The sequence below is a fragment of the Selenomonas sp. oral taxon 137 str. F0430 genome (assembly GCF_000183625.1).
GTDB lineage: Bacteria > Bacillota > Negativicutes > Selenomonadales > Selenomonadaceae > Centipeda > Centipeda artemidis.
Genome location: NZ_AENV01000006.1, coordinates 1 through 25269, shown reverse-complemented (window position 1 = coordinate 25269; position 25269 = coordinate 1). Strand labels below are relative to the sequence as shown.

The 25269-nt window shown below is 56.5% G+C and carries 17 protein-coding genes, 1 tRNA gene, 3 rRNA genes and 1 pseudogene; 1 reads left to right on the top strand and 21 read right to left on the bottom strand.

Features of this window, described 5'->3' with window-relative positions:
* Positions 1–11: 11 nt before the first annotated feature.
* From tgt to HMPREF9162_RS03905, 5 genes are all read right to left on the bottom strand, one after another.
* Positions 12–1136, bottom strand: a complete 1125-nt coding sequence (gene tgt / locus HMPREF9162_RS03925; RefSeq protein WP_009438326.1) for a tRNA guanosine(34) transglycosylase Tgt — start codon at positions 1134–1136, stop codon at positions 12–14.
* 68 nt (positions 1137–1204) lie between these two features.
* Positions 1205–2065, bottom strand: a complete 861-nt coding sequence (locus tag HMPREF9162_RS03920) for a shikimate dehydrogenase (RefSeq protein WP_009438412.1) — start codon at positions 2063–2065, stop codon at positions 1205–1207.
* 8 nt (positions 2066–2073) lie between these two features.
* Positions 2074–3531 (bottom strand): nicotinate phosphoribosyltransferase, encoded by a 1458-nt coding sequence (locus tag HMPREF9162_RS03915; protein WP_009438397.1) that lies wholly within the window; start codon positions 3529–3531, stop codon positions 2074–2076.
* A gap of 144 nt (positions 3532–3675) precedes the next feature.
* A complete protein-coding gene (gene amrA / locus HMPREF9162_RS03910; RefSeq protein ID WP_050782872.1) occupies positions 3676–5073 on the bottom strand; it encodes an AmmeMemoRadiSam system protein A in 1398 nt (465 codons plus the stop codon).
* Between the two features lie 80 nt (positions 5074–5153).
* A tRNA-Leu gene (locus tag HMPREF9162_RS03905) sits at positions 5154–5238 on the bottom strand.
* A gap of 108 nt (positions 5239–5346) precedes the next feature.
* On the opposite strand from HMPREF9162_RS03905, the gene HMPREF9162_RS03900 reads away from it, so the two are divergent.
* Positions 5347–6771: a 6-phospho-beta-glucosidase gene (locus tag HMPREF9162_RS03900; protein WP_009438350.1), complete on the top strand. Its 1425-nt coding sequence runs from the start codon at positions 5347–5349 to the stop codon at positions 6769–6771.
* On the opposite strand, the gene HMPREF9162_RS03895 is transcribed toward HMPREF9162_RS03900, so the two are convergent.
* The 16 genes and pseudogenes from HMPREF9162_RS03895 to HMPREF9162_RS03820 all read right to left on the bottom strand — a co-directional run.
* Entirely contained in the window at positions 6768–8996 is a 2229-nt protein-coding gene (locus HMPREF9162_RS03895) for a DEAD/DEAH box helicase (RefSeq protein WP_009438562.1), read from the bottom strand. The genes HMPREF9162_RS03900 and HMPREF9162_RS03895 overlap by 4 nt on opposite strands.
* Positions 8993–10324 carry an ATP-binding protein gene (locus HMPREF9162_RS03890; protein ID WP_009438419.1) on the bottom strand — a complete coding sequence of 444 codons (1332 nt, stop codon included), beginning with the start codon at positions 10322–10324 and terminating at the stop codon, positions 8993–8995. Before HMPREF9162_RS03890 ends, HMPREF9162_RS03895 begins: the two co-directional genes overlap by 4 nt.
* The gene (locus HMPREF9162_RS03885; protein WP_009438382.1) at positions 10311–11834 is read right to left on the bottom strand and encodes a TerB N-terminal domain-containing protein; all 1524 of its coding nucleotides are present in this window, start codon (positions 11832–11834) and stop codon (positions 10311–10313) included. The genes HMPREF9162_RS03890 and HMPREF9162_RS03885 overlap by 14 nt, the downstream gene beginning before the upstream one ends.
* 227 nt (positions 11835–12061) lie before the next feature.
* The gene (locus HMPREF9162_RS03880; RefSeq protein WP_009438580.1) at positions 12062–12346 is read right to left on the bottom strand and encodes a hypothetical protein; all 285 of its coding nucleotides are present in this window, start codon (positions 12344–12346) and stop codon (positions 12062–12064) included.
* A 124-nt stretch (positions 12347–12470) separates the two neighbouring features.
* Positions 12471–13265 (bottom strand): ABC transporter ATP-binding protein, encoded by a 795-nt coding sequence (locus tag HMPREF9162_RS03875; RefSeq protein ID WP_009438482.1) that lies wholly within the window; start codon positions 13263–13265, stop codon positions 12471–12473.
* Positions 13266–13267: 2 nt separating this feature from the next.
* Positions 13268–14146, bottom strand: a complete 879-nt coding sequence (locus HMPREF9162_RS03870; protein WP_009348616.1) for an ABC transporter permease — start codon at positions 14144–14146, stop codon at positions 13268–13270.
* 71 nt (positions 14147–14217) lie between these two features.
* Entirely contained in the window at positions 14218–15213 is a 996-nt protein-coding gene (locus HMPREF9162_RS03865; RefSeq protein WP_009438376.1) for an ABC transporter substrate-binding protein, read from the bottom strand.
* A 30-nt stretch (positions 15214–15243) separates the two neighbouring features.
* On the bottom strand, positions 15244–16239 hold the full coding sequence (locus tag HMPREF9162_RS03860) for an ABC transporter substrate-binding protein (RefSeq protein WP_009348614.1): 996 nt from the start codon (positions 16237–16239) through the stop codon (positions 15244–15246).
* A gap of 150 nt (positions 16240–16389) precedes the next feature.
* The gene (gene sufU, locus HMPREF9162_RS03855) at positions 16390–16842 is read right to left on the bottom strand and encodes a Fe-S cluster assembly sulfur transfer protein SufU (protein WP_009438396.1); all 453 of its coding nucleotides are present in this window, start codon (positions 16840–16842) and stop codon (positions 16390–16392) included.
* Positions 16832–18070, bottom strand: coding sequence for a cysteine desulfurase (locus tag HMPREF9162_RS03850; protein ID WP_009348612.1), 1239 nt, complete (start codon positions 18068–18070; stop codon positions 16832–16834). Before HMPREF9162_RS03850 ends, sufU begins: the two co-directional genes overlap by 11 nt.
* A complete protein-coding gene (locus tag HMPREF9162_RS03845; RefSeq protein WP_050782871.1) occupies positions 18067–18864 on the bottom strand; it encodes a SufD family Fe-S cluster assembly protein in 798 nt (265 codons plus the stop codon). Before HMPREF9162_RS03845 ends, HMPREF9162_RS03850 begins: the two co-directional genes overlap by 4 nt.
* Positions 18865–18896: 32 nt before the next feature.
* A pseudogene (gene sufB, locus HMPREF9162_RS03840) lies at positions 18897–20314 on the bottom strand (Fe-S cluster assembly protein SufB).
* A 7-nt stretch (positions 20315–20321) separates the two neighbouring features.
* A complete protein-coding gene (gene sufC / locus HMPREF9162_RS03835) occupies positions 20322–21080 on the bottom strand; it encodes a Fe-S cluster assembly ATPase SufC (RefSeq protein WP_009348609.1) in 759 nt (252 codons plus the stop codon).
* A 214-nt stretch (positions 21081–21294) separates the two neighbouring features.
* Positions 21295–21411 (bottom strand): 5S ribosomal RNA (gene rrf / locus HMPREF9162_RS03830).
* A 232-nt stretch (positions 21412–21643) separates the two neighbouring features.
* Positions 21644–24734 (bottom strand): 23S ribosomal RNA (locus HMPREF9162_RS03825).
* A gap of 288 nt (positions 24735–25022) precedes the next feature.
* Positions 25023–25269 (bottom strand): 16S ribosomal RNA (locus HMPREF9162_RS03820); the annotation flags it as partial.

Here is a 25269-nt window from a genome sequence, read left to right as displayed (position 1 = left end):
CCTTCATCATATTATCCGTTTTTTCGATAGTGTTCCATCACGCTGCCATAAAATGCGGGAAACGTCCCGTCGATGATCGCCGCGCGCATCCGCCGCATGAACTCTTGCAAAAAGTAGAGATTGTGCAGCGTCAATAGACGCAGCCCGAAGATTTCCTGCGCACGGACGAGGTGGCGGATATACGCCCTCGTATAACCGTTTCGGCAGGCATAGCAGCCGCAGCCTTCTTCGAGGATTTCGTGCGCGTGGGTGTGCTCCGCATTTTTCATCACAAGCCGCCCCGTCCACGTCATTGCCATGCCGTTGCGTGCAACGCGCGTCGGGAACACGCAGTCAAACATGTCGATGCCGTGCCGCACGCCCGTGAGAAGATAGTCCGGCGTGCCGACGCCCATGAGATAGCGCGGTTTGCCCGCGGGCAGGAGCTGCGCCGTGTAGGACAGAATTTCCTCCATCAGCTCATGCGGCTCACCGACGCTCAGCCCACCGATCGCGTAGCCGGGCAGGTCGAGCTCCGCCACCTCTGCCGCATGGCGCGCGCGCAGATCGCGGTACATGCCGCCCTGCACGATGCCAAAGAGCCCCTGCCCCTCGGCGCCTGCCATCGCCGCCTTACAGCGTACGAGCCAGCGCTGCGTCCGCTCCGTCGACGCCTTTGCGTAGTCGTGATCCGCAGGATACGGGATGCACTCGTCGAACGCCATCACGATGTCCGAACCGAGACATCTCTGCACCTGCATCGAGACCTCGGGCGAGAGGAATTTTTTTGAGCCATCGATGTGCGAGCGGAACGCGACGCCCTCCTCGGTGATCTTTCTCAGATCGCCGAGACTGAACACCTGAAACCCGCCGCTGTCCGTGAGGATCGCTCCGTCCCAATGCATGAAACGATGCAAACCGCCCGCCTCGCGTACAAGCTCCGCCCCGGGGCGCAGGAAAAGATGATAGGTATTGCCGAGGATGATGCCCGCCCCGAGATCGTGCAGCTCGTCGGGGGAGACGCCCTTCACCGTCGCCTGCGTACCGACGGGCATGAAGATCGGCGTCGGATAGCTGCCGTGCGGCGTATGGAGCACGCCTGCGCGCGCACCGGTCGTCTCATCCTGCCGAACGAGTTCATAGGTAATCGCCGCCAAGCACACACCGCCCTTCTCAAAACATCACATATCATAACACAAAAGCGAAAGATTTTCAAAATACAAAACTATGCACGCCGATCAAGCGCCTCCCGCAGCACACGCCGCATACATAAAAGGTCGGGGCGCACGCCCGTCCACAGGAAAAACGCCTCCGCCCCCTGCGCCGCGAGCATCGTCTCACCGTTCACACACCGATGCCCACGCCGCGCCGCTTCGCGCAAAAAGCGCGTCTCGGCAGGCGTATAGATGAGGTCATAGACAAATGCCGCAGGATGCACAACCGCCCAGTCCACGGGCGGCATCTCCTCCGGATGCGGCGACATGCCGAGCGGCGTCGTCTGCACGAGGACATCGGCAGAGCCCAGTCGCGCCCGGAACGCGGCGTCGTCAAAGCGAAATGCCCGCACATCGCCGTCCGCCGCAAAATCCGCGCACAGTTTCTCTCCTTTAACAAGATTGCGCACACCGATACTGACCTGCGCCGCCCCTGCACGCAGGAGTCCGCAGAGTACCGCGCGCGCCGCGCCGCCCGCACCGAGGACGACCACATATGCGCCGCGCAGAGAGACGCCGCACGCCGTAAAGCCTGCCAAAAATCCCGCGGCATCCGTATTATGCCCCGTGAGACGCCCGTCCGCGCCGACAACTACAGTATTGACCGCGCCGATACGCCGCGCGTCCTCATCTAACGCATCGAGCACTGCGATGATCTCCGTCTTGAATGGGATCGTCACGTTAAACCCGCAAAATCCCGCATCGCGCAGGCCTAGAACCGCGCTCCGCAGGGCGTCCCTCTTCACCGGGAGCGCGACGTACACATAGTCCAGCCCCGCTGCGCGCAGCGCCGCGTTTTGCAGCACGGGCGAGAGCGAGTGCTCAATGGGCGCGCCGAGCACGCCGAGGAGCTTCGTCCGTCCTGTAATCATCGCTTCTCCTAACTGTGCTTTCCGCGTACCTCTTCGAGCAGACTCATCTTGAGATCGTAATAATCGGGCGTCATATCGAGATAATGCCGATGCGGATTCTCAAACCGCTGCTCCTCCTGCCATATTTCACGCTCGAGCTGCGCTCTGACATAGGCACGTATCTCGTCGAGCGTCGGAAGTTCCTCCGCGCGCTGCCCCCCCTTTACATAGAGGCGGCGGATATTCCGCGCCGTAAAGCCTTCAAAGAAGCGGTTTTTCCACGGCTTCTGCGGATCGACATAGCGGAATGGACGCGTGAGATCGACGGGCTCTCCGTGAATCGCAATCATGTCCGCGACCGCGTTGCCCTCCTTGTTGTATACGCGATAGAGATCCTTGAGCCCCGGATTCGTCAGTTTTTCCACATTCTCCGACATCTTGATGCGCGGGACGAACGCCCCATCGCGCTCCACAGCGACGAGCTTATAGACCGCGCCGAACACAGGATCGGACTTTGCCGTGATCAGACGCTCGCCGACGCCGAAGCTGTCCACCTGCGCCCCTTGGAGGAGAAGGGACGAGATCGTCCACTCGTCGAGACTGTTCGAGAGGATGATCTTGCAGTCACGCAGTCCCGCTTCATCAAGCGCGGCGCGCACGCGTTTGGAAAGATAGGCAAGGTCGCCCGAATCGATACGGACGCCTGCGAGACGCCGCCCCTGCGTTTCGAGCACCTCATGCGCCGTACGGATCGCATTCGGCAGCCCCGAGTGCATCACATCGTAGGTGTCGATGAGGAGCACCGTCGCCTGCGGATAGGTCTCGGCATAATGCTTGAACGCCTCAAACTCATCCTCAAAAAACATGACCCAACTGTGCGCCATCGTCCCCGACACCGGAATGCCGAACTGCTGCGCCGCCGAGACCGTCGCCGTCATATCGACGCCCCCGATGTACGCGGCACGTGCCCCGTACGTCGCGGCATCCATATTATGCGCGCGGCGTGCGCCGAAATCCGACACCATGCGCCCCTCCGCCGCACGCACAATGCGCGCCGCCTTCGTCGCGATCAGCGACTGATGGTTGATCTGTGCGAGGATCGCCGTCTCGAGGAGCTGCGCGTCAATCATCGGCGCCACGACCGTCAGGATCGGCTCGTCCGGATAGATGATCGTCCCCTCCGGCACGGCGTAGATGTCCCCACGAAACCGGAAATTCCGCAGGAACTTCAAAAAATCTTCCGAAAAAAGATTCTGCGCACGGAAGAACGCAATATCCTCATCCGAAAACGAAAGGTTCTCCACGAACTCGATCACATGCTCAAGTCCTGCAAACACCGCATAGCCGCCCTTATCCGGCACCGATCGGAAGAAGAGATCGAACGCGACGCGGCGGTCGCCCCCTCCCTGCTCAAAATATCCGTAAGACATCGTCATCTCATAAAAATCCATCATCATGGACAGATTACGCTTGTCGAACTGCGTCATGGGAGAAACCTCCTTTATCGGGGCTGTAAAAAACGATATGAATAGTCTCGCCCATTATAACATTTCCCATGTCCGCACGCAAAAGAACTTTTTAGACACGATTGCTCCCCGTATTTTGTACGCGCGCCGCCGCAGCTCATCCGATCAGTGATGCCGCACGACCTTGAACCGTGCGATCGAGATTTTTTCCTTTGGCAGGATACGTCCCTTTTCGCGCGCGATCGCGACTTGCTCCTCCGCTGTATCGATGCCCGCTAGATCAGGCAGGAGCAGTCCAAGGCGGCTGTCCGTCAGACTTTTGACAATGACGCCATAGATCTTTGGATCGAGCTCCGCCGCAGACGAGACAGGCTCGGGTGCGGTCAGCACATCCACGCTGTAGACGAGACGCCCGAGCTCCCCCTCCTCGATGGGGTCAAACCGTCCATCATGCGCCGCCGCAGACACCGCGTTGTAGAGGATCTCCTCGGCGACATTCTTCTGCGTCGGCGCGAATGTCCCGATACAACCGCGCAGCTTCCCATATTTTTTGATAGAGACAAAGACGCCCGCCCGATTGTCCATCAGTTCATGCGCTAAATCTTGCGGCAGATTTGCATAGCGATGCGCGCGAACATAGGTCTCGATGCTTGTCCGCGCGATCCGCACATACGCGTCCTCCGACGCACGCAGCCGGGCAATCGCCGCGTCCTCCGATGCCGCAAGCTGCGCACCGAAGTCATGCGACTCGTCCGCCCCCGTGACCGTGAACGACGCAACGGCATACCCCACGCCGAACGGCGCCTCATAACTGTGCAGCCGCGCCTCCATCGCCGTGCGGTCGAGCACACCCGCGAGCACCCAAAGACCGTTCAGCCCACAATGCCCCGCCTTCTCTGCAAAGTCCCCGGGAACTTGCAGGAGAGAGAGGAAATCTCCCGCGCCCATAAATGCAGTACAAAGTCCGTCGAACTCCGCCCCCTCAGATGCAAAACCGTTCGGCGTATCCGCCCTGAGTCGATGCGAGAGGTCGCCGCTCGCGATGTAGATCGTCCTGCGCCCGAGCTTTGCCGCGGTCTCCGCAATACATTTCCCGAGCGCCGCGTGTGTCGCCGCGGGCAGCCCCGAGACTCCGATGCGAACAAATTTTGTCGGTGCATCGCCAAGGTATTCGCTCAGAAAAACGAGCGGGATCATCGTCCCGTGATCGAGCGTCGTCTCCTTTTCCCCGATCGTCCCCGCCGGAACATCCTGCGCTGTCGCACACGCGGAAAGCGCGCGTACAAAGTCCTCGTCGTACTCAATGCCGACCGTCAGCTCCGGATGCCCAAACGCCCCGAAGTTTCCCTCCGCCCACACACCCGGCGATATATGAAAATAGTCGCCGTAACACGTCGCGTGCGGACTGATAACGACGACCGTATCGGGGCGAAGCACCGCCGCCGCGCGCATCGCCTCACGATACGCGCACGTCGTCTCCGCTACCTTGGACTCCGCCCCCGCCCCGATGGGCGGCAAAATCAGCGGCGGGTGCGGCACAGCATAGGCGGCTAAAATCATCATGCACACTCCCCATATAAACAAAAAGCCGACTGCCTGCAGTCGGTTCAAAAACACTGAATACCTCAGCGAACAATATCATTTGGTGCGGATGAAGGGGGTCGAACCCATACGCCTTGCGGCACCGGATCCTAAGTCCGGCGCGTCTGCCAGTTCCGCCACATCCGCACAACGTTCATATTCTATCATAAGTGCAGAATTTCTGTCAAACAGGAATCCGGCGCTGCCGCATGGAACTATCCCCATGTGAATTTGGGCGAAACAAAGGAGGACGAGATGGCTTTTCCAAAAAATTTCCTATGGGGCGGCGCAGTTGCGGCGCATCAGCTCGAGGGGGCATGGGATGCGGACGGGCGCGGGCCATCAATCTGCGATGTGATGACGGGCGGTTCGCGCACGGAGCCTCGCCGTATTACGGACGGGGTCCTGTCGGGTGAGCGTTATCCGAACCATACGGGCATTGATTTTTACCACACCTACAAGGAGGACATCGCACTCTTTGCCGAGATGGGATTCAAATGTTTCCGTACGTCGATCTCGTGGTCGCGCATTTTCCCAAACGGCGACGAGGAGACTCCCAACGAGGCGGGGCTGTGCTTCTACGACGATCTCTTCGATACGCTGCGCGCCCACGGCATCGAACCGGTCGTTACACTGAGTCACTTCGAGATGCCCTATCACCTTGCAAAGGCGTATGGCGGGTGGACGAACCGCAAACTCGTCGATTTCTTTGTCCGCTATGCGGAGACGGTCATGCGGCGCTACCGGGATAAGGTGCGCTATTGGATGACGTTCAACGAAATCAACAATCAGACCTACATAGCGACAGACACCTTCGGCTGGACGAACTCGGGACTGCGCTACTCTCTGATTGACCGGCCACTCAATGCGATGCATCAGGCGGCGCATCACGAGATGGTCGCCGCAGCACGCGTCACGCAGCTCGGACACGACATCAATCCTAATTTTAAGATTGGCTGCATGGTCGCCTTTATCCCCTACTATCCGTATTCCTGCGCTCCCGCCGATGTGATGCGCGCGGAGGAAAGTATGCAGGAACGCTATCATTTTCTCGATGTGCTCTGCCGCGGTCACTACAATGCCTATACGCAGAAACTATGGGAGCGTAAGGATTTGACGCCCGAGATGCTGTCCGAGGATGCGGCGATCCTAGCTGCGGGTACGGCGGACTATATCGGATTCAGCTACTATATGTCGAACACCGTACGCGCGGATGTCGCCACCCCCGTCACGAGCTACGGCGGCAACGTGCACTCGGTAGTGAATCCCCATATCAAAGTGTCGGACTGGGGATGGGGCATCGATCCCACGGGGCTGCGCTATGCGATAAACCTCCTCCACGGTCGCTACGAACTGCCGCTCTTCATCGTGGAGAACGGTCTCGGCGCATACGATGTGCTCGAAAATGAAACGGTAAACGACGACTATCGCATCGCCTATCTCGCCGCGCACATTCGCGCCATGAAAAAAGCCGTCGAACACGACGGCGTGAATCTCATCGGCTATACGCCGTGGGGCTGCATCGACGTCATCTCCTTTACGACGGGCGAGCTCGCAAAGCGCTACGGCTTCATCTACGTCGATCTCCATGACGACGGCACAGGTACGGGGAAACGATACCGCAAGAAATCTTTCTCATGGTACCAAAAGGTGATCGCCTCAAACGGCGCGGAGCTTTAACGCTCCGCCCACTCCCCTACGCGCCGCTTCATCCCCGCAATATCCAAAACGCCGTGGGCGAATCCGCGCCGCACAAGCTCTTCGGGCAGGTACTCGTCGTATTTGTCAAAGAGCGGCACTTCGCCCGGATAGAGGAGTTCCATCGGGTCGAAGTCCTTTGCCGCTTCCTCGGCGAGCGCGCGAAAGAACTCCGCGGGCGACGCCTTCATGCTGAACTGCATAAAGTACGGGCGCATGGAGGCCCCGCGCAGTCCGATGCGCTCCGCACAGCGTATCCGCAGGAAACGCTCAAGTGCGAGGAACGCGTAGCTGCCGAGCCACGGGAGGAGCGCGTACATATCGCCGCCGAGCGGGATAAGCGCATCCGTCGCCGCGCCCGAATGCCGCGCCGTGTCGCGTGCCTGTGCGAGACGCGCCGCGGCATTTTTCATGAGATAGGGATAGCTCGTCTCCTCGCGCAGGACGCGGCGCATCCGCTCTAATATTTTCGTATGAATATCGCCCGGACACTCGCCAAAATACGCGGGAACGTTCCCCTTCACCTGTTCACAGTAGACGAGCCGCCGCTTGCGGTCGACCTCAAGAACGCGCCAGACATGTCCCGCGATGGCGATTTTCTCGCCGACCGGCGGCGGCGCGACGATCGTGCCGATCTCCTGCGACTCGCTGCGGACGGTGTACTCCTCGTTTTCTTGAAACACACCGTAAAAACGATAGGAGTGAATCACGCGCTCACCCGCGAGTCCGACGATCAGTCCGCCGCGCTCCGTCTGCTGTAAATGATCCTGCATGATCAGGCAGCGAAGCAATGTGCGGTAGTCCTCCTGCGTGATGCGGTGAAAGACGTGCAGCGAAAGTACGCGCTCCGCGAGGACGCGCGGCGAGAGTTCCCCGCAGGACGCCGCAACGCTCATCGTCTGATGATAGAGGAGGCTGAAAGGCAGTCGGTCAAGGCGCGGCGGCTCTACCCAGCGCTCCTCAAGATAGAGCTGCACAAGAGCAATCCCCTGCAGGAGTTTCCACGGGATCGTCGCGGGCAGCAGCGCGCGCGGGTCGGGGGCATCCTCGCGTATGACGAACCACATCTCGGGCGGCAGTTCCCTGCGTCCCGTGCGCCCCATCCGCTGGAGAAATGACGAGACCGTCCACGGCGCATCGATCTGAAAGGCGCGCTCCAGCCGCCCGATATCGATGCCGAGCTCCAACGTCGCCGTCGTGCATGTCGTGAGCATACTGCTCTCGTCCTTCATGCGCTCCTCCGCCGTCTCGCGGAACGCGGCGGAGAGATTGCCGTGATGAATGAGGAAGCGATCCGGTTCATGCCGCTTCTCACAGTAGGCGCGCAGCGTCGTCGTCACCGCCTCGCACTCCTCGCGCGAGTTGACGAAGAGGAGACATTTCTTCCCGCGCGTGTGTTCAAAGATATAACCGAGCCCCGGATCGGCATGTTCGGGCGCCGTATCCGTCGGCGCGTCAAGGACGGGGAGCGCCGGCATCTCGTCCTTTCCCTCCGCCGCCTGTGTATCGCGGACATAAAAATGCTCCATGGAGATGCGCCACTTGCTTCCCTTTGCCTCGATGCGAGGTACGACCGTCCCCCGCCCTGTCCCCGCGGCGAGAAAGGCACCCGTCCCGGCGGGATCGCCGATCGTCGCCGAAAGTCCGATGCGGCGCGGCGAGACGCCCGCGATGCGGGACAGCCGCTCAATGAGACACAGCGTCTGCCCACCGCGGTCGCCGCGCAGGAGCGAGTGAACCTCGTCGATGACGACGAAGCGCAGGTCGCCAAAGAGTTTTGGAATCGCCGCATGACGATGTAAAAGGAGCGCTTCTAACGACTCGGGCGTGATTTGCAGAATGCCCGACGGACGTTTTATCAGCCGCGCCTTATGACTCTGCGCGACGTCTCCGTGCCAGTGCCAAACGGGAATCTCCGCCGTCCGGCAGAGATCGTTCAGACGTGCAAATTGATCGTTAATGAGCGCCTTTAAGGGACCAATGTAGATACAGCCGACGGATGTCGGCGGCTCCTCGGAAAACAGCGTGATGATGGGAAAGAACGCCGCCTCGGTCTTGCCCGATGCCGTGGATGCCGTGAGCAGGACGTGCTCGTCCGTCCCAAAGATCGCCTCCGCTGCGGCAACCTGCACGGCGCGCAAATTTTCCCAACCGTGCGCGTAGATGTAGTCCTTGACGAACGGCGCGTAGCGGTCGAACGCGCTCACAGCTCAAACTCCGCAAAGGACGCGTCCGTCTCCGCCCCGATCACATCGTTCTGCGCATAGGAAAAATCCTGCGAATTCAGGAGCTCCGCGACCTTGACGCTCGGATTTTGATACACGATGTCGAGCACCTCGATAAAGTCGCGAATCACCTCGCGCGGCGTGATATGCGTATCTGCGCCGATGCGCCCGAACTCGATGCGGATGAAGTCCGCGAGGTCGTTCTGCGTGACAATCTGCTCGTATCCGTAAAGAACGGTATGTATCGCGGCGAGTTTTTCCGTAAGCACGAGCATTTCCTCATGCGTCAGCGGCGCGAGACGAATGACGGGCGAAAGGAGATCGCGGTGTTCCCCGCCGAACCGCCCCTCGGCGAGCCGCGAACGCAGCGCCTCATAGCTGTAAACACCGCGCCGCGTGTCTTCCATGCACTCGGGCGTGCCGCACATGATGACGCCGAGATAGCGCGCCTTGCCCTGCATCGCGTCGTTATACATCGTGAGGAGCTTTTCATAATTGTATTGGCGCGTGATGGCGTGCGGCACCTTGTAAATGTTCACGAGCTCGTCGATGAGGATAAGCATCCCCGCATAGCCCGCCTGCCGCAGAAAAAATGCAAAGATCTTGAGATATTCGTACCAATCGTCGTCCGTGATGATGATGCCGACACCGAGGTCGCGCCGCGCCTCGGTCTTCGTCGCGTACTCGCCGCGGAACCAGCGCGCCACCTGCGTGCGTTTCTCATCGTCCCCGTCCACATACGCGCGGTAGTACATCGTGAGCAGTCGCGCAAAGTCAAAGCCGTGCACGAGGTCGTTCAGCCCGTAGACGATCTCCCCGATGCGCCGCTCCACGGCAGGCGAAAGCCCCCCGTCCGCGGCGGATAATCCCTCCGCCGCCGTAGTCTCCTGCTGTACGCGGCTGATCCAGCGATCGAGGATGAGCGTCAGGGCGCCGCCCTCGGGCGTCGTCTTCGTCGCCATATTGCGGATGAGTTCGCGGTACGTCGCAAGCCCCTGCCCACGCGTCCCTTGGAGACGCCGCTCCGGGGAGAGGTCGGCATCCACCACAACAAAATTTTTCGCCATGACATAGCTGCGTATCGTTTGCAGGAGAAAGCTCTTGCCGCTCCCGTACCGCCCGACAATGAAGCGGAACGACGCGCCGCCGTCCGCAATCAGCTCCACATCGGAGAGGAGCGCTTCGATCTCACTGCGCCGCCCCACCGTGATATAAGGAAGCCCGATGCGCGGGACGACGCCGCCCTTGAGGGCGCTCACGAGCGTCTGCGCGATGCGGCGCGGGATTTTGACAGGTTCATTCTGCGGCATGGAGATACCTCTCTATCAATTCTTCTCGATAATCCTCAATCACGGCAGGCGGATCGCCCTCGATTACGGCGTCGGCAAAGTCGTCGTACAGCTTCTCATTGATGCCGTCCACGAGGACGGAAACAATATGGCCCTCGGCGCGCACCCACGAGAGCGGCGCGCCCGTCAGCAGATCGCGGAGCAGATGCAGCTCCGGTGCGTCGAGAAGTGAATCCGTCTCGCTCGTCTGTACATCGGCATCGCCTGAAAAAGATTCTTGCCGCGCCGAGGGCAACGTCTCCGATACGCTGTCGCCCGTTCCTTGCATCAAAAGCGGTGCGGCATTTTCCTCTTCCTCCTCCGCGACAATCAACCGATCGCGCGTGACCGCGGCGTCCGCACGGATGCGCCCGAGCTGCGAGAGATCGATATGCACGCGGCGCGGTTCCGCCGCCTTTTTTTCGGCGAAAAACGCTTCGATTTCCTCGTCGACGATCTTTGCAAGCCATTTCGTCGTTTTCTTCGGCGGCTTGACGGGCTGAAAGCCCGTGCATTCGCGCATCCGATAGTCGATGAGCCGCAGCAGCGCGCCGAGCCGCTGCGCCTGTTTCAGATCGCGCTCGTAGGCGAGCACATACCACGCGCCGCCCGCGCACTCATAGCTGCGTACGGGATTCACCATATAGACACGAGCCTCCTCCTGCGTGCGCGCATGAAACACCGCCCCAGGGAAGAGGCGTGTCAGCCGCCGGCATTCGTCCCCGATATAATCCGAAGAAAACGCCCGTTTCCGATGCTTTTCATAGTATGCGTCGACACGCGCGAGCACGCGCATAATTACGGCGCTCATATCGCTCGTATACATCCGATAGAATTTCGACCGCTCCAGCCGATAGGAAGACAGCGCGCACAGCCCCGCCGCGGTCTCCTCCGCGGGATGCTCGCCGCGTGAGAGAACGGCCGCGATCGCCTCGTCCTGCAATTTCATATCACGATAGTACGAACTATCGGAAAGATACTCGGGATCGAGCCCGTAGTAAATCACATAGCCGTACGTCCACGCAGGCAGATAGGTATAGAGCGCGGGCTCCGTCATGCCAAATTCGAGACCGAACTCCATCAGCTTCCCATACCCGTCCGCCGCGTCCCTGCACCCGATGAGATGCAGAATCTCATACGCGTAGAGCATCGCGAACGTCAGCGACGCGGGCGCAATCCGTCCCTTTCGCACCTGCGTCCGCCATGTGAAGTAACCGCGCAGCTCCGCATCCGAGAGCGATTCATAGGTGGGATAGTAGCGCGTCACCACGCCCTCGAACACGAAATCGTCCTCATAGTGTTCCATGAGCCGCGCCTGCTTCAGGAAAATCTCCTCGCGCGGCTGCCAACACGAACCGGACACCTGCGCGAGCGAACGCATCGCGCGGATCAGCTTCGGCACTTTCCCCGCAGGTGCCTCATCCGAAGAACGAACAAGCGGCTCGTCCCGATATACCGAACGACGCAGCCGCACCAAAAAATCCTCTAGCATCTATTCACCCCCGCTCATCCGTTCGATAATCTTCCTCCTATTTTACTATGATTCCACAAAATAGCAAGGGGTGAGGATCGGAACCATATCATGATTTCTTTACTTACAAAGAAAATACGCCCCCCGCCGGGCAGCGGGAGGCGCACTTTCGATAGAGAGAAAGAAATGTAGGGAATGTATGTGAATCCTGCGGAAGGGAAGACCGCAGAAGACGCACCTATTGAATATTAGGTATTCTTCGCGATGAATGCACCGACAACGGCGCCGACGATTGCGGCGGTCGTGACCGTGCCCTGCGAATATCCTTTGCGTTTCGGCTTATGCCGGCGTGCAGCAAGCTGTGTGACCTCGTAGGAGTCTCCATAGCTTGAGCGCACATCAATTGCACGAGGGGCATCTGCCATCATGCGAGGGCTAGCCTCTGCGACAACTGCTGTTGTTCCAACCAAACTGCATGTCATAACACCAAAGAGTGCCGCAGCGATTATTTTCTTAACTTTCTTCTTCGTCATGGTACTCACTCCTATCCAAGGTTTTTCGAAGGGAAGCCGTTTGTTTGCTCCCATCGATCCTGTTTACATGGATAAATATACAGGAGCTGTTTTAGAACGTCTTGTGAGAGGCGTTATTATTCAATTAGCTTAGGAGGAGACTGTCATTAGCGAGTTCGCTGCCCGCGGCACGTTCGAACATAGAGAGGAGATCGCGCGTTGTGAGCCCCTTTTTCTCCCCCTGCGGTACGTCGAAGAGGATATGCCCCTCATGTAGCATGATAAGGCGGTTGCCGTAACGAAGGGCATCCTTCATATTGTGCGTGATCATAAGGGTGGTGAGCTGTTGTTCCGTGACGATCTTTTCGGTCAGCTCGAGCACCTGCGCGGCGGTCTTCGGGTCGAGTGCGGCAGTGTGCTCGTCGAGGAGCAGCAGGTTCGGCTTTACGAGCGTCGCCATGAGGAGCGTCAGCGCCTGCCGCTGTCCGCCAGAGAGGAGTCCGACGCGCGAGGAGAGACGATCCTCGAGTCCAAGCTTTAGACCTGCCAGTTTCTCACGAAAGATGTCGCGCATCTCGTCGGTCGATCCCCAACGCAGGGTCGGTGTCTGTCCACGGCGGGCAGCAATTGCAAGATTTTCCTCGATCATCATGCGTGCGGCAGTACCCATCATGGGATCTTGGAAAACACGTCCGATGAACCGTGCGCGTCGATGCTCCGGCCATTTGGTAATATCCTCGCCGGCGATGGAGATTTTCCCCGCATCCACGGAGATCGCCCCCGCGATGGCGTTCATGAGCGTTGATTTGCCCGCGCCGTTGCCGCCGATGACGGTGACGAAATCTCCGGGTTCAAGATGCAGTGTAACGCCGGAGAGTGCCTTCTTTTCCGTAATCGTACCGGGATTGAAGGTTTTTTTGATGTCCTCTATGCGCAGCATGGTTACGCTCCCTTCTTCATCGCATGGTATTTCGTCTGGATGAGCGGCAGCGAAAGCGCGATCGCGACGAGAACTGCCGTAAAGAGCTTGAGATCGTTCGGCGGCATACCGAGCTGCAGCACGACCGCGATGACGGCGCGATAGACGACGGAGCCGAGCACAACGGAGATAAGCCAGTTCTTAAAGCTGCGCGTACCGAACAGCACCTCGCCGATAATGACGGAGGCAAGCCCAATGACGATCGTCCCCGTCCCCATACCGACGTCGGCAAATCCGTTGCTCTGTGCGACAAGCGCGCCGCAAATCGCGACCAAGCCGTTGGAGAGCAGAAGCCCGAGGACGATCATGACGTCGGTGTTGACGCCGTTCGCGCGGATCATGTGCGGATTTGCACCCGTCGCACGGATAGCAGTACCGAGCTCCGTGCCAAAGAACCAGTAGGTCAATAGGATCGCGAGAACGACAACGATCGTGCCGATGACGAGGATATTGCTCGCCGTATCCAGCCCCCAAATGTTCCACTCGGTGAAGAGGGTCTCCTGCTGGAGCAGAGGCAAGTTTGCCTTTCCCATAACATGCAGGTTGATGGAGTAGAGCCCGATCATTGTGAGGATACCTGCAAGGAGCGCAGGGATCTTCAGCTTCGTACAGAAAAATCCTGTGATGATGCCGGAAATACATCCTGCCGCACATGCAGCAAAGATCGAGACGAGGGGTGAATACCCTGCCACGAGCATGGAGGCGGCAACGGCAGCACCGAGGGGAAAGCTCCCCTCGACGGTCAGATCCGCAATGTCCAGAACACGATATGTCAAATAGACGCCCAGCGCATAGAGTCCCCACAGGACGCCCTGTGCAGCTGTTGCGATGACCAAATCCATAATGTCACTCCCTATATTTCGGAAAAAAAGCGGACACGCTGCGTGCCCGCTCCGCTTTCTTCGTCAATCGTTTACTCTGCGATGACCGCCCCTTGCAGTATGTCGTCGGGGATGGTCAGTCCGATTTTTTCCGCATTCTTTTTGTTGATCACGAGCATGAGCTCATGCGCCGTCTCGATTGGCATATCCGCAGGCTTGCGCTTACCCTCAAGGATGTCGGCTGCCATTGCGCCTGTCTGCACACCGAGCTTATAGTAGTCGATACCGTAGGTCGCAAGGCCGCCCGCCTGCACCATCGTCGGCACGGCACAGATAATGCCCTTGCCCGCAGGATCGGTCACGCTCGCGAGCGTCGGCATCGCAGAGGCGATGATGTTGTCCGACGGCTCATAGAAAACGTCCACCTCGCCCACGATGCTCTGCGCCGCCTGCTGAATGTCGTTGACCGTGGAGATCGTCGCAACGCGTACCGTCAGCCCCTTCGATGCGGCATATTCCTTCATCGCCTTGACCTGAATCTCGGAATTGATTTCGCTCGAGGAGTAAATCGTTCCAATAGTCTTGGCATTCGGATAAAGCTTCATGAGGAGGTCGATCTGATCGGCAATCGGACTGAAATCACTCGTTCCGGTGACGTTGCCGCCCGGTTTTTCATTGGACTGAACGACCTTGGCACTCACATAGTCCGTGACCGCCGTGCCAACGATGGGAATCTCCTTCGTCACGTTCGCGGCGGACTGCACGCTCGGCGTTGCGATCGCACAGATGAGATCGACCTTGTCGCTCACAAACCGCTGAACAATGTTCTGCAAATTCGATTGATCCGCCTGCGCGTTCTGCTGATCGAACTTCACATTCTTCCCGACCTCGTAGCCGCGTTCTTTGAGCCCGTCCACAAATCCGCGGTTCGCCTCGTCGAGCGCGCCGTGCTCGACGAGCTGCACCACTCCGATTTTATATGTTTTTTCTCCCGCCGCCTGTTGACTCCCGCCGCAGCCTGTCGATGCGAGCAGACCGAAAGCAGCCATCCCAAGAGCGACGCATTTTATGACTGTTGTCACCTGCATCGAGACTCCACCTTTACTCTGTTAAATAATTTAGTCCACAAGGGTTGCATCTTTCAGCACGTCCTCCGGAATGGTCAGCCCTAATTTTTCGATGCCGCTCTTGCTGATGACAAGCGTTAGATCACGTGCCGTCTCGATCGGCATATTGGCCGGCTTACTCTTCCCCTCGAGGATGTCCGCCGCCATCTCGCCCGTCTGCACGCCAAGCTTGTAGTAATCGATGCCGTAGGTTGCAAGACAGCCGCCCGTCACCATAAAGGGTTCTGCACAGATGACGCCCTTGCCCGCCGCGTCAGTGACGCTGACAAGGGTCGGGATTGAGGAGGAAATCACGTTGTCGGTTGGCTCATAGAACACATCCACATCCCCTACGAGACTCTGTGCCGCCTGCTGAATATCGTTGACCGTCGAAACTGTTGCCGCGCGTACTGTCAGCCCCTTTGACTGTGCATATTCGGTCATAGTCTTGATCTGAATTTCCGAATTGATCTCACTTGAGGAATAAATCGTGCCGATAGTTTTAGCGTTTGGGTAAATCTTCATAAGAAGATCAATCTGCTGCTTAATCGGATTCAGATCACTCGTCCCAGTCACATTCCCTCCCGGAACCGCGTTTGACTGGGCGAGTTTCGCGCTCACATAGTCTGTAATTGCCGTACCGACGATGGGAATATCCCGCGTTGCGTTTGCAACCGACTGTGCCGCAGGCGTTGCGATGGCACAGATGAGATCGACCTTGTCACTGACAAAACGCTGCGCGATGTTTTGGAGGTTCGATTGATCCGCCTGCGCGTTCTGTCGGTCAATCGTGAGGTTCTTCCCCTCCTCATAGCCGCGTTCCTTGAGTCCGTCGACAAAACCGCGGTTCGCCGCATCGAGCGCATTGTGCTCCACGAGCTGTACTACACCGATTTTATAGGACTTCTCACCCGCCGCCTGCCGATCTCCGCCGCAGCCTGCCATAACGCTAAGTCCCAGCGCCGTGATGCCAAGAGCGATACATTTCATTGCCTTTGTCATCCGCATCGAGCTCCCACCTTTTCTTTTCAAAAGTGCTAATTTTGCAATACCTGCTTATTATACATGCCCGGGGGCGAAAAATCTAGTATCCGCGCGAGGAAAAATACAAACGGGACTGTTTTGTGAAGAAAAATCTTCCAAACCGGTCCCGATTTCTTATACAGTTTTTCCCTTGAGGATATTATCCAGCGTATGCCATGCGAGCACAGCACATTTGACGCGCGCAGGCATATTGGAGATATTTTTTAGCGCGATGGCTTCGTCGAGTTCTTCAAGGACGGCATCGTCCGTGACCTCGCGTTTGATCATGGAGGTGAAGAGCTTCGTGAGACGATGCGCCTCCTCAACGGTTTTACCGCGCATGAGATCAATCATGATGTCGGTACTCGCCTGCGAGATCGCGCAGCCGACACCGGAGAACGCGCCATCCTTGATGATGCCGTCCGCGATCTCAAGGGAGAGCGTAATCTCGTCGCCGCAGCTCGGGTTGTGCCCGCGCTCGCGCACATTTGCCGACGAGAGTTCTCCCTTGTTCTCCGGCGAGCGGCTGTGCTCGCCGATGACCTCGGTATATAATTCGTGCAGAGCCTCTTCCCCTTCAATCGGCATATCCGAGCACTCCCCTCACCTTTTTCAGTGCGTCGATGAATTTATCAATGTCCTCATGCGTATTGTAGAGATAGAAACTCGCGCGGCAGGTTGCATTCTGCCCGAGGTATTTCATCAACGGCTGCGCACAGTGATGCCCCGCACGGATAGCGACGCCGTAGCCGTCGAGGATCGTCGAAACATCGTGCGGATGAACATCCTTCACGTTGAAGGTAATGATACCAGTTTTGTTGTCGCGCGTACTCTCACATCCATACAGCTCAACAAAGGATAGTTCACGCAGACGAGGCAGTGCATAGGAGAGGAGATCACGCTCGATCGCCTCGATGCGGTCAAAGCCGACCTTTTCCAGATAGTCAATCGCAGCGATGAGTCCCGCCGCGCCGCTGACGTTCTGCGTGCCCGCTTCGAACTTTGCGGGAAGCTCCGCATACGTCGTCTCCTGTTCGCCGACATATTCGATCATATCCCCGCCAAAGAGGAACGGCGGCATCGCGTCAAGGATATCATATTTCCCATAGAGCACGCCGATTCCCATAGGAGAGAGCATCTTGTGCCCCGAGAACGCGAAGAAGTCCGCCCCCATCGACTGCACATCCACTTTGATATGCGGCACACTCTGCGAGCCGTCGACAACGATGACGGCACCGACGGCATGGGCACGGCTCGCTATCGCCTTGACGTCGTTCACGAGCCCGAGCACATTGGACACATGCGTCACGGCAACAATCTTGGTCTTTTCCGTAATCTGCGCGGCAATATCGGCCGCCGAGAGATTTCCATCCTCTTCGAGGTAGATGTATTTCAGTGTTGCACCGCATGCCTTGGCAACAAACTGCCACGGCACAAGGTTGCTGTGATGTTCGGCGACGGTAATGACAATCTCGTCGCCTGCCTGCACATGGGCACGCCCATAACTGTATGCAACAAGATTCAGCGCCTCAGAGGCATTCTTCGTAAAGATAATCTCCTCGGAGCGTGCCGCACCGATAAATTTCTGCGTACGTACACGCGCCGTCTCATAGATGTCCGTTGCCTTGACCGAAAGTTCATATGCGCCGCGGTGTGGATTTGCATTCCAATAGGTGCAGTAATCGGCAACCGCCTTGATGACGGCCTCCGGTTTCTGCGTGGTTGCACCGTTATCGAGATAGACGATGGGACGGCCGTTCATTTTTGTCTGCAAAATAGGAAAATCCTGCAGATACTCGTTGAAGTTCTTACTCACTTCATAAGCCTCCCCTCAATGTAATCGGTAATCTCAGTGCGCAGCTCCTCACTCTCTATGCGGGCAAGAACGGGTGCAAACGACGCCTCGACGACGAGCTGCTGCGCAGCATATTCATCAAGTCCGCGGCTCATCAAATAAAAGAGTTTATCCGCGTCAATCCTGCCGATACTGACTGCATGATGACCGTCCACGTCGCCCTCATGGGAAAGCATGAGCGGGACGCTGCGGTTGCGTGCATTTGGCGAGAGAATGGTGACCTCCTCGTCCTCCTTGCCGGCCGAACCACGCGACCCCGCGACAAAATCCAGTGTGCCGCGAAACGTTTTTTTACTGTGCCCCAGCAAGGCGCCGCGCACCTGCAAGTTCGCATCCGTGAGCCGTCCCGCTTGGCGAATGATATAATTGAGGTCAATTTTTCGCTCTGCATCGCCGAAATAAAGCCCCCACACATCCGCACGCGCCTCGTCGCCTGCGAGATTGACACGGAGCTCCGCCGCCGTATGTGCGGCGCCCGCCTCAACAAGTGTGCAGGAGAACAGTCCTTTCTTCCCGACCTCTGCTTCAATGCGGCTCGCTGCAGCGGCATCTATCGGCACAACCTGTATGAAGGTGAGATGCATCTCTGCCCCGTCCGCAACCTCCGCATGGATCTCCTGCAGGCCGCTCTCTCGCAGCTCCACGACATGGTGCTGCGATTCCCCTGCCGCGCAGGAGAACTTTATCGTCTTCGTATCGCCGAGCTGTGCCGGCATCGGCAAGTCATTCACACCTAACCAGCGCCATGTCGACATAGGGATACGGCTAAAAACTTCACTCACAGCACTCACCCCATTGTCCCTTCCAGCTCGATATTGACAAGGTTGTTCATCTCCACCGCATACTCCAGGGGGAGTTCCTTTGCAATGGGTTCGACAAATCCGCGTACAATCATCGCACGCGCTTCCTCTTCGTCGATACCGCGACTTGTCAAATAAAATATCGCCTCATCACTGATGCGGCCAATTTTCGCCTCGTGTCCGATATCCACCTGGTCGCAAGCAATATCCATCACGGGCAGCGTGTCACTGCGCGACTCCGAGTCAAGCATCAGTGACTCACAGTCCACCGAGCATTTTGCCCCCACGGCACGCGGCGTTACCTTAACCGCACTCCGATAGACAGCAATGCCGCCGGACTTTGAAATCGAACGGGTGCTGATATTCGCCGACGTATGTGGCGCATCGAAAATGACCGTTGCCCCCGTATCGAGTTCCTGCCCCTTCAATGCGAACGTAATACCTGTGAACTCGCAGCTTGCGTTCTCACCGCTCAGAATACTGGTTGGGTAGAGCATTGAGACATGAGAACCGAACGAACCTGAGACCCATTCCACCGCGCCGTCTTTCTCCACCTTGACGCGCTTTGTATTGAGATTCATCATATTGCGTGACCAGTTCTCAATCGTGGAGTAACGCAGACGCGCCCCCTCCTTCACGAACAGCTCGACGCAGCCCGCATGGAGATTCGTCACATTATATTTGGGTGCGGAACATCCCTCAATGAAATGAAGGCTTGCTCCCTTTTCGACAATGATCAGCGTATGCTCAAACTGTCCTGCTCCCGCCGCATTGAGGCGGAAATAGGATTGTAATGGAATATCTACCTTGATGCCCTCAGGTACGTAGACAAAAGAACCACCCGACCACACTGCCCCGTGGAGTGCGGCGAACTTATGCGCCTTCGGCGGCACGAGTGTCATGAAATACTGCCGGACGACATCACCGTATTCCTGCAGTGCCGTCTCCATATCCGTATAGACAACGCCCTGCTTCACAAGCGACTCTTGAATCGAATGATAAACGACCTCGGAGTCGTACTGTGCTCCCACACCCGCCAGTGATGTCTTTTCAGCCTCCGGAATGCCGAGGCGGTCGAATGTTTCCTTGATGTCCTCAGGCACCTCATTCCAGTCGCCCACCATCTTTGCATCGGGCTGCACATAGGTGACGATATGATCCATATCGAGGTCTGAGAGGTCAGGCCCCCAGGGGGGAGTTCCATCGCATGATAAGTGTCGAGTGACTTTAGCCGAAACTCGAGCATCCACTCAGGGTCATGTTTCCGCACAGAAATATCGCGGATAATCTCCTCTGTCAGCCCCGAGGCTGCCTTATACACGGAACGGTCTTCGTTCGTGATATCGTATATCGTACGCTCAATATCGGCGACATAGGTCTTTTTCTTTGGTACGAAATCTTCCATATGCCGCTCACCCTACCTTATCCTGAGCTCCGAGGATTTTAGCAAAACCTTCCTCGTTAATCTCCTCAATCAGCTCCGCACCGCCCTCACGTGCAATTTTGCCCTGTGCAAGAACGTGCACATAATCAACCTTGAGCCTATCAAGAATCTTCGCGTTGTGAGTAATGATAATACATGCGTTGTTCTTATTGTGAAACTTCGCCACACCCTCGGAAACGATCTGAACGGCATCAACATCAAGCCCCGAATCCGTCTCATCCAAAAGTGCAACCTTGGGTGCAAACATAAGGAGCTGCAAGACCTCACTGCGTTTCTTCTCACCGCCGGAGAACCCAACATTGAGATAACGCTGTGCATAACTCGGATCAATCTTCAACTCTGCCATCATCGCATTTAGTTCCTTACGGAACGGAAGAAGCTTAACTTTTTCGCCCGTCATCACCTGACGCGCCGTACGAATCATATTCTCAACCGTAATTCCCGGAATCTCCTCCGGCGTCTGAAACGCGAGGAAAAGACCGCGGCGCGCACGCTCAAATGCACGAAGCTCACCGATATCCTCTCCCTCAAGGATAAGGCTGCCGCCCGTCATCTCATATTTTGGATGTCCCATAATCACGTTCATCAGCGTCGACTTTCCCGACCCGTTCGGGCCGAGAATGACATGCACCTCACCCTTGCGAACGGTGAGATCGAGCCCCTTGAGAATCTCCTTCCCATCCACCCCGGCATGAAGATCCTTTATTTGCAGCAATGCATCTGCCATAGTAAACTCTCCTTAAAATCAACAGTATATTTAATCCTTACAAAAATACTCGGGATTCATATTTTCATCATTGTAGGGGCTTTCATATAAAATGTCAATAACTTAGCACACTCAATATAAACAAAATGAATAATTGATATTCCTTATCAAAATTTAGAAACAAAGAATAGAAATCAAAAAACAAAAAAGCCCGTGATCATCTCACGAGCTTTCTTTGCGGCAACTACCTACTCTCCCGCGTCGTCTCCAACGAAGTACCCTCGGCCTGCGGACGCTTAACTGCTGTGTTCGGAATGGGAACAGGTGGAACCGTCCGGGCATCATCACCGCATACTTGAGTAAACTTTTGCTCACTCAAAACTAGACAGAAGAAACTCTTTGCAAATTAGTTGCGAAATACCTTAGCAGTCAACGTCTGCTAATCACACTTCACTTTCGCTCGTGTTCTTGGGACGCTCCCTACGCCATAGCGACATTTACTCAGTCTCCCGACTTCGTAACCGTCGCATAAGCGATTCGTATAGCTTTGCGCTCTTTATATCGCGCAAACCTAACTCTCTGCTTAAATCAAGCCCTCGACCGATTAGTACTGGTCAGCTGCATGCGTTGCCGCACTTCTACGCCCAGCCTATCTACCTCGTCTTCTGCAAGGGGTCTTACTCTCTGATTGAGATGAGATACTTCATCTCGGGACGGGCTTCACGCTTAGATGCTTTCAGCGTTTATCCCTTCCGAACGCAGCTACCCGGCCGTGCCCTTGGCAGGACAACCGGTACACCGTTGGTTCGTCCACTCCGGTCCTCTCGTACTAGGAGCAGCCTCCCTCATGTATCTTGCGCCCGCGATGGATATGGACCGAACTGTCTCACGACGTTCTGAACCCAGCTCACGTACCACTTTAATGGGCGAACAGCCCAACCCTTGGGACCTGCTTCAGCCCCAGGATGTGATGAGCCGACATCGAGGTGCCAAACCTCCCCGTCGATATGGACTCTTGGGAGAGATTAGCCTGTTATCCCCAGGGTAGCTTTTATCCGTTGAGCGATGGCAATTCCACTCTCTTTCCACCGGATCACTAAGCCCTACTTTCGTACCTGCTCGACCCGTCAGTCTCGCAGTCAAGCTCCCTTCTGCCTTTATGCTCTGCGCGCGATTTCTGTCCGCGCTGAGGGAACCTTTGGACGCCTCCGTTGCTCTTTCGGAGGCGACCGCCCCAGTCAAACTGCCCGCCTGGTACTGTCCCGAATGCTGTTAACATTCCGGTTAGATCCTTAGCATATAAAGGCCGGTATCCCAACGGTGACTCCAATACCTCTAGCGAGATATTTTCCCAGTCTCCCGGCTATCCTGTACGTTATATGCCAAAGACCAATGCCAAGCTGCAGTAAAGCTCCATGGGGTCTTTCTGTCCAGTCGCGGGTAACCTGCATCTTCACAGGTATTTCAATTTCACCGGGTCCCTCGTTGAGACAGTGCCCAAATCGTTACGCCTTTCGTGCGGGTCGGAACTTACCCGACAAGGAATTTCGCTACCTTAGGACCGTTATAGTTACGGCCGCCGTTTACAGGGGCTTCAGTTCGCTGCTTCATCCCAAAGACTAACAACTCTCCTTAACCTTCCTGCGCCGGGCAGGCGTCAGCACCTATACTTCAGCTTGCGCTTTCGCAGGCACCTGTGTTTGTGGTAAACAGTCGCTTGGGCCTCTTTTCTGCCGCCGGCTGTCGCTCCATCAGTAAATAACTTCACAACCTCCGGCCATCCTTTTCCCGAAGTTACGGATGCATTTTGCCGAGTTCCTTAACGAGGGTTTTCCCGCGCACCTTAGGATTCTCTCCCCGCCTACCTGTGTCGGTTTTGGTACGGGCGGATCAGTTCTCGTTAGAAGCTTTTCTTGGCAGTGTAGTGCGGCTGAATTCAGATTGACCGTAGTCTCTCCTATCTATCGGTTCTCGGCCTTATAGTACGGGGATTTGCCTCCGTACTAGCCTACCGCCTTCGACGCGCCCAACCAGTCGCGCGCTCAGCTTCCTTCCTGCGTCACTCCATCCTCAAACAAACTGACCCGGTACCGGAATTTTCACCGGTTGTCCATCGCCTATGCTTTACGCCTCGGCTTAGGTCCCGACTTACCCTGGGGCGACGAGCGTTGCCCAGGATCCCTTAGGCTTTCGGTGGACAGGATTCTCACCTGTCGTTTCGCTACTCATACCGGCATTCTCACTTCTTACTCGTCCAGCAGTCCTTCCGGTCTGCCTTCTTCCAAGTAAGAACGCTCCCCTACCCAAAGTATTACTACTTTGCCGCGGCTTCGGTTCTGTGCTTGAGCCCCGGATATTTTCGGCGCAGGGCCTCTCGACCAGTGAGCTATTACGCACTCTTTTAATGGTGGCTGCTTCTGAGCCAACATCCTGGTTGTTTTCGAAGTCCTACATCCTTTTCCACTTAGCACAGCATTTGGGACCTTAGCCGGCGGTCTGGGCTGTTTCCCTCTTGCGTACGGGTCTTATCACTCGCACGCTGACTCCTAAGCTGCCCATATAAGCCATTCGTAGTTTGACTGGGGTCGGTAGGCTTTACGCCCCCTTGCCCGATCAGTGCTCTACCGTCTTTATGGTTATTCGCTTAAGGCTAGCCCTAAAGCTATTTCGGGGAGAACCAGCTATCTCCACGTTCGATTGGCATTTCACCCCTATGCACACCTCATCCGAAAGTTTTTCAACACTCACCGGTTCGGTCCTCCACTCATTTTTACCTGAGCTTCAACCTGGACATGCATAGATCACTGTGGTTTCGGGTCTGATCCATACTACTTCCGCCCTCTTAAGACTCGCTTTCGCTGCGGCTCCGCGTCTCCCGCTTAACCTCGCAGTATAAATCAACTCGCCGGTTCATTCTTCAATAGGCACGCCGTCGCACATTGATTGTGCTTCGACTGTTTGTAGACATACGGTTTCAGGTTCTTTTGCACTCCCCTCCCGGGGTTCTTTTCACCTTTCCCTCACGGTACTTTCCGCTATCGGTCGTTTCGTCATGTTTAGCCTTGGATGGTGGTCCACCCTGCTTCCCACCGGGTTCCTCGTGCCCTGTGGTACTCTGGATTCCTGCCCACTCTCTCTTCTTTCGTGTACGAGGGTCTCACTCTCTTCGCCGTACCTTCCCAGATACTTCCACTAGATGATGAAGCTTGTTGCAGGTCCGCAACCCCAAAGAACCGAAGTCCTCTGGTTTGGGCTCCTCCCGTTTCGCTCGCCGCTACTCAGGGGAATCACTGTGCTCTACTCATGAACATTCTGGCGCATCTCTCGGTCTATTTCCTCCTCAGCTGTGTCATCAGCCGTCGCCGTAGCTTCCGACTACGACTCCGTCTTCTTCCTTGCTGAGAAGTAAATATCCTGTCGATCTGCATCCAGCCCATTCATGAGCAGAACACCTTTGTTTTCTTTTCCTCCGACTACTTAGATGTTTCAGTTCATCGGGTGGGTCTTCCTACCTCGAAAGTAGGATGACAGGTCATTACTCCTGCCGGGTTGCCCCATTCGGAAATCCATGGGTCAATGCTTACTTGCAGCTCGCCATGGCTTATCGCAGCTTATCGCGTCCTTCTTCGTTTCGAAACGCCTAGGCATCCGCCGTATGCCCTTCTTCGCTTGACTTACGTCTTACGACTAAAAGGTATTTTCGCTTTATCCTAATTTGCTTGGAGAAATGTTTTCACATTCCTCGGGAAAATCCATTCTGTTCTTCTTTCCATCAGTTGCCCAATGGATAGACCTCAGTGAGGAAAACACTTTCGTGTCTCCCTTTATTTTAGATTTTCTTTTCGTTTCTTCTGTGTAGTTTTCAGTGAACATGAGAGCAATATACCCTCAAAACTAGACAATGCAGAATTCAGCCAAATGACCGACCTAAGATATGAACCGTGAAGTTCATCTTATCCTTAGAAAGGAGGTGATCCAGCCGCACCTTCCGATACGGCTACCTTGTTACGACTTCACCCCAGTCACCTTCCCCACCTTAGACGGCTGCGCCGGCTTCGGGTGTGAACGACTTCCGTGGTGTGACGGGCGGTGTGTACAAGACCCGGGAACGTATTCACCGCAGTATGCTGACCTGCAATTACTAGCGATTCCGACTTCATGCAGGCGAGTTGCAGCCTGCAATCCGAACTGAGAAACGGTTTTGAGGTTC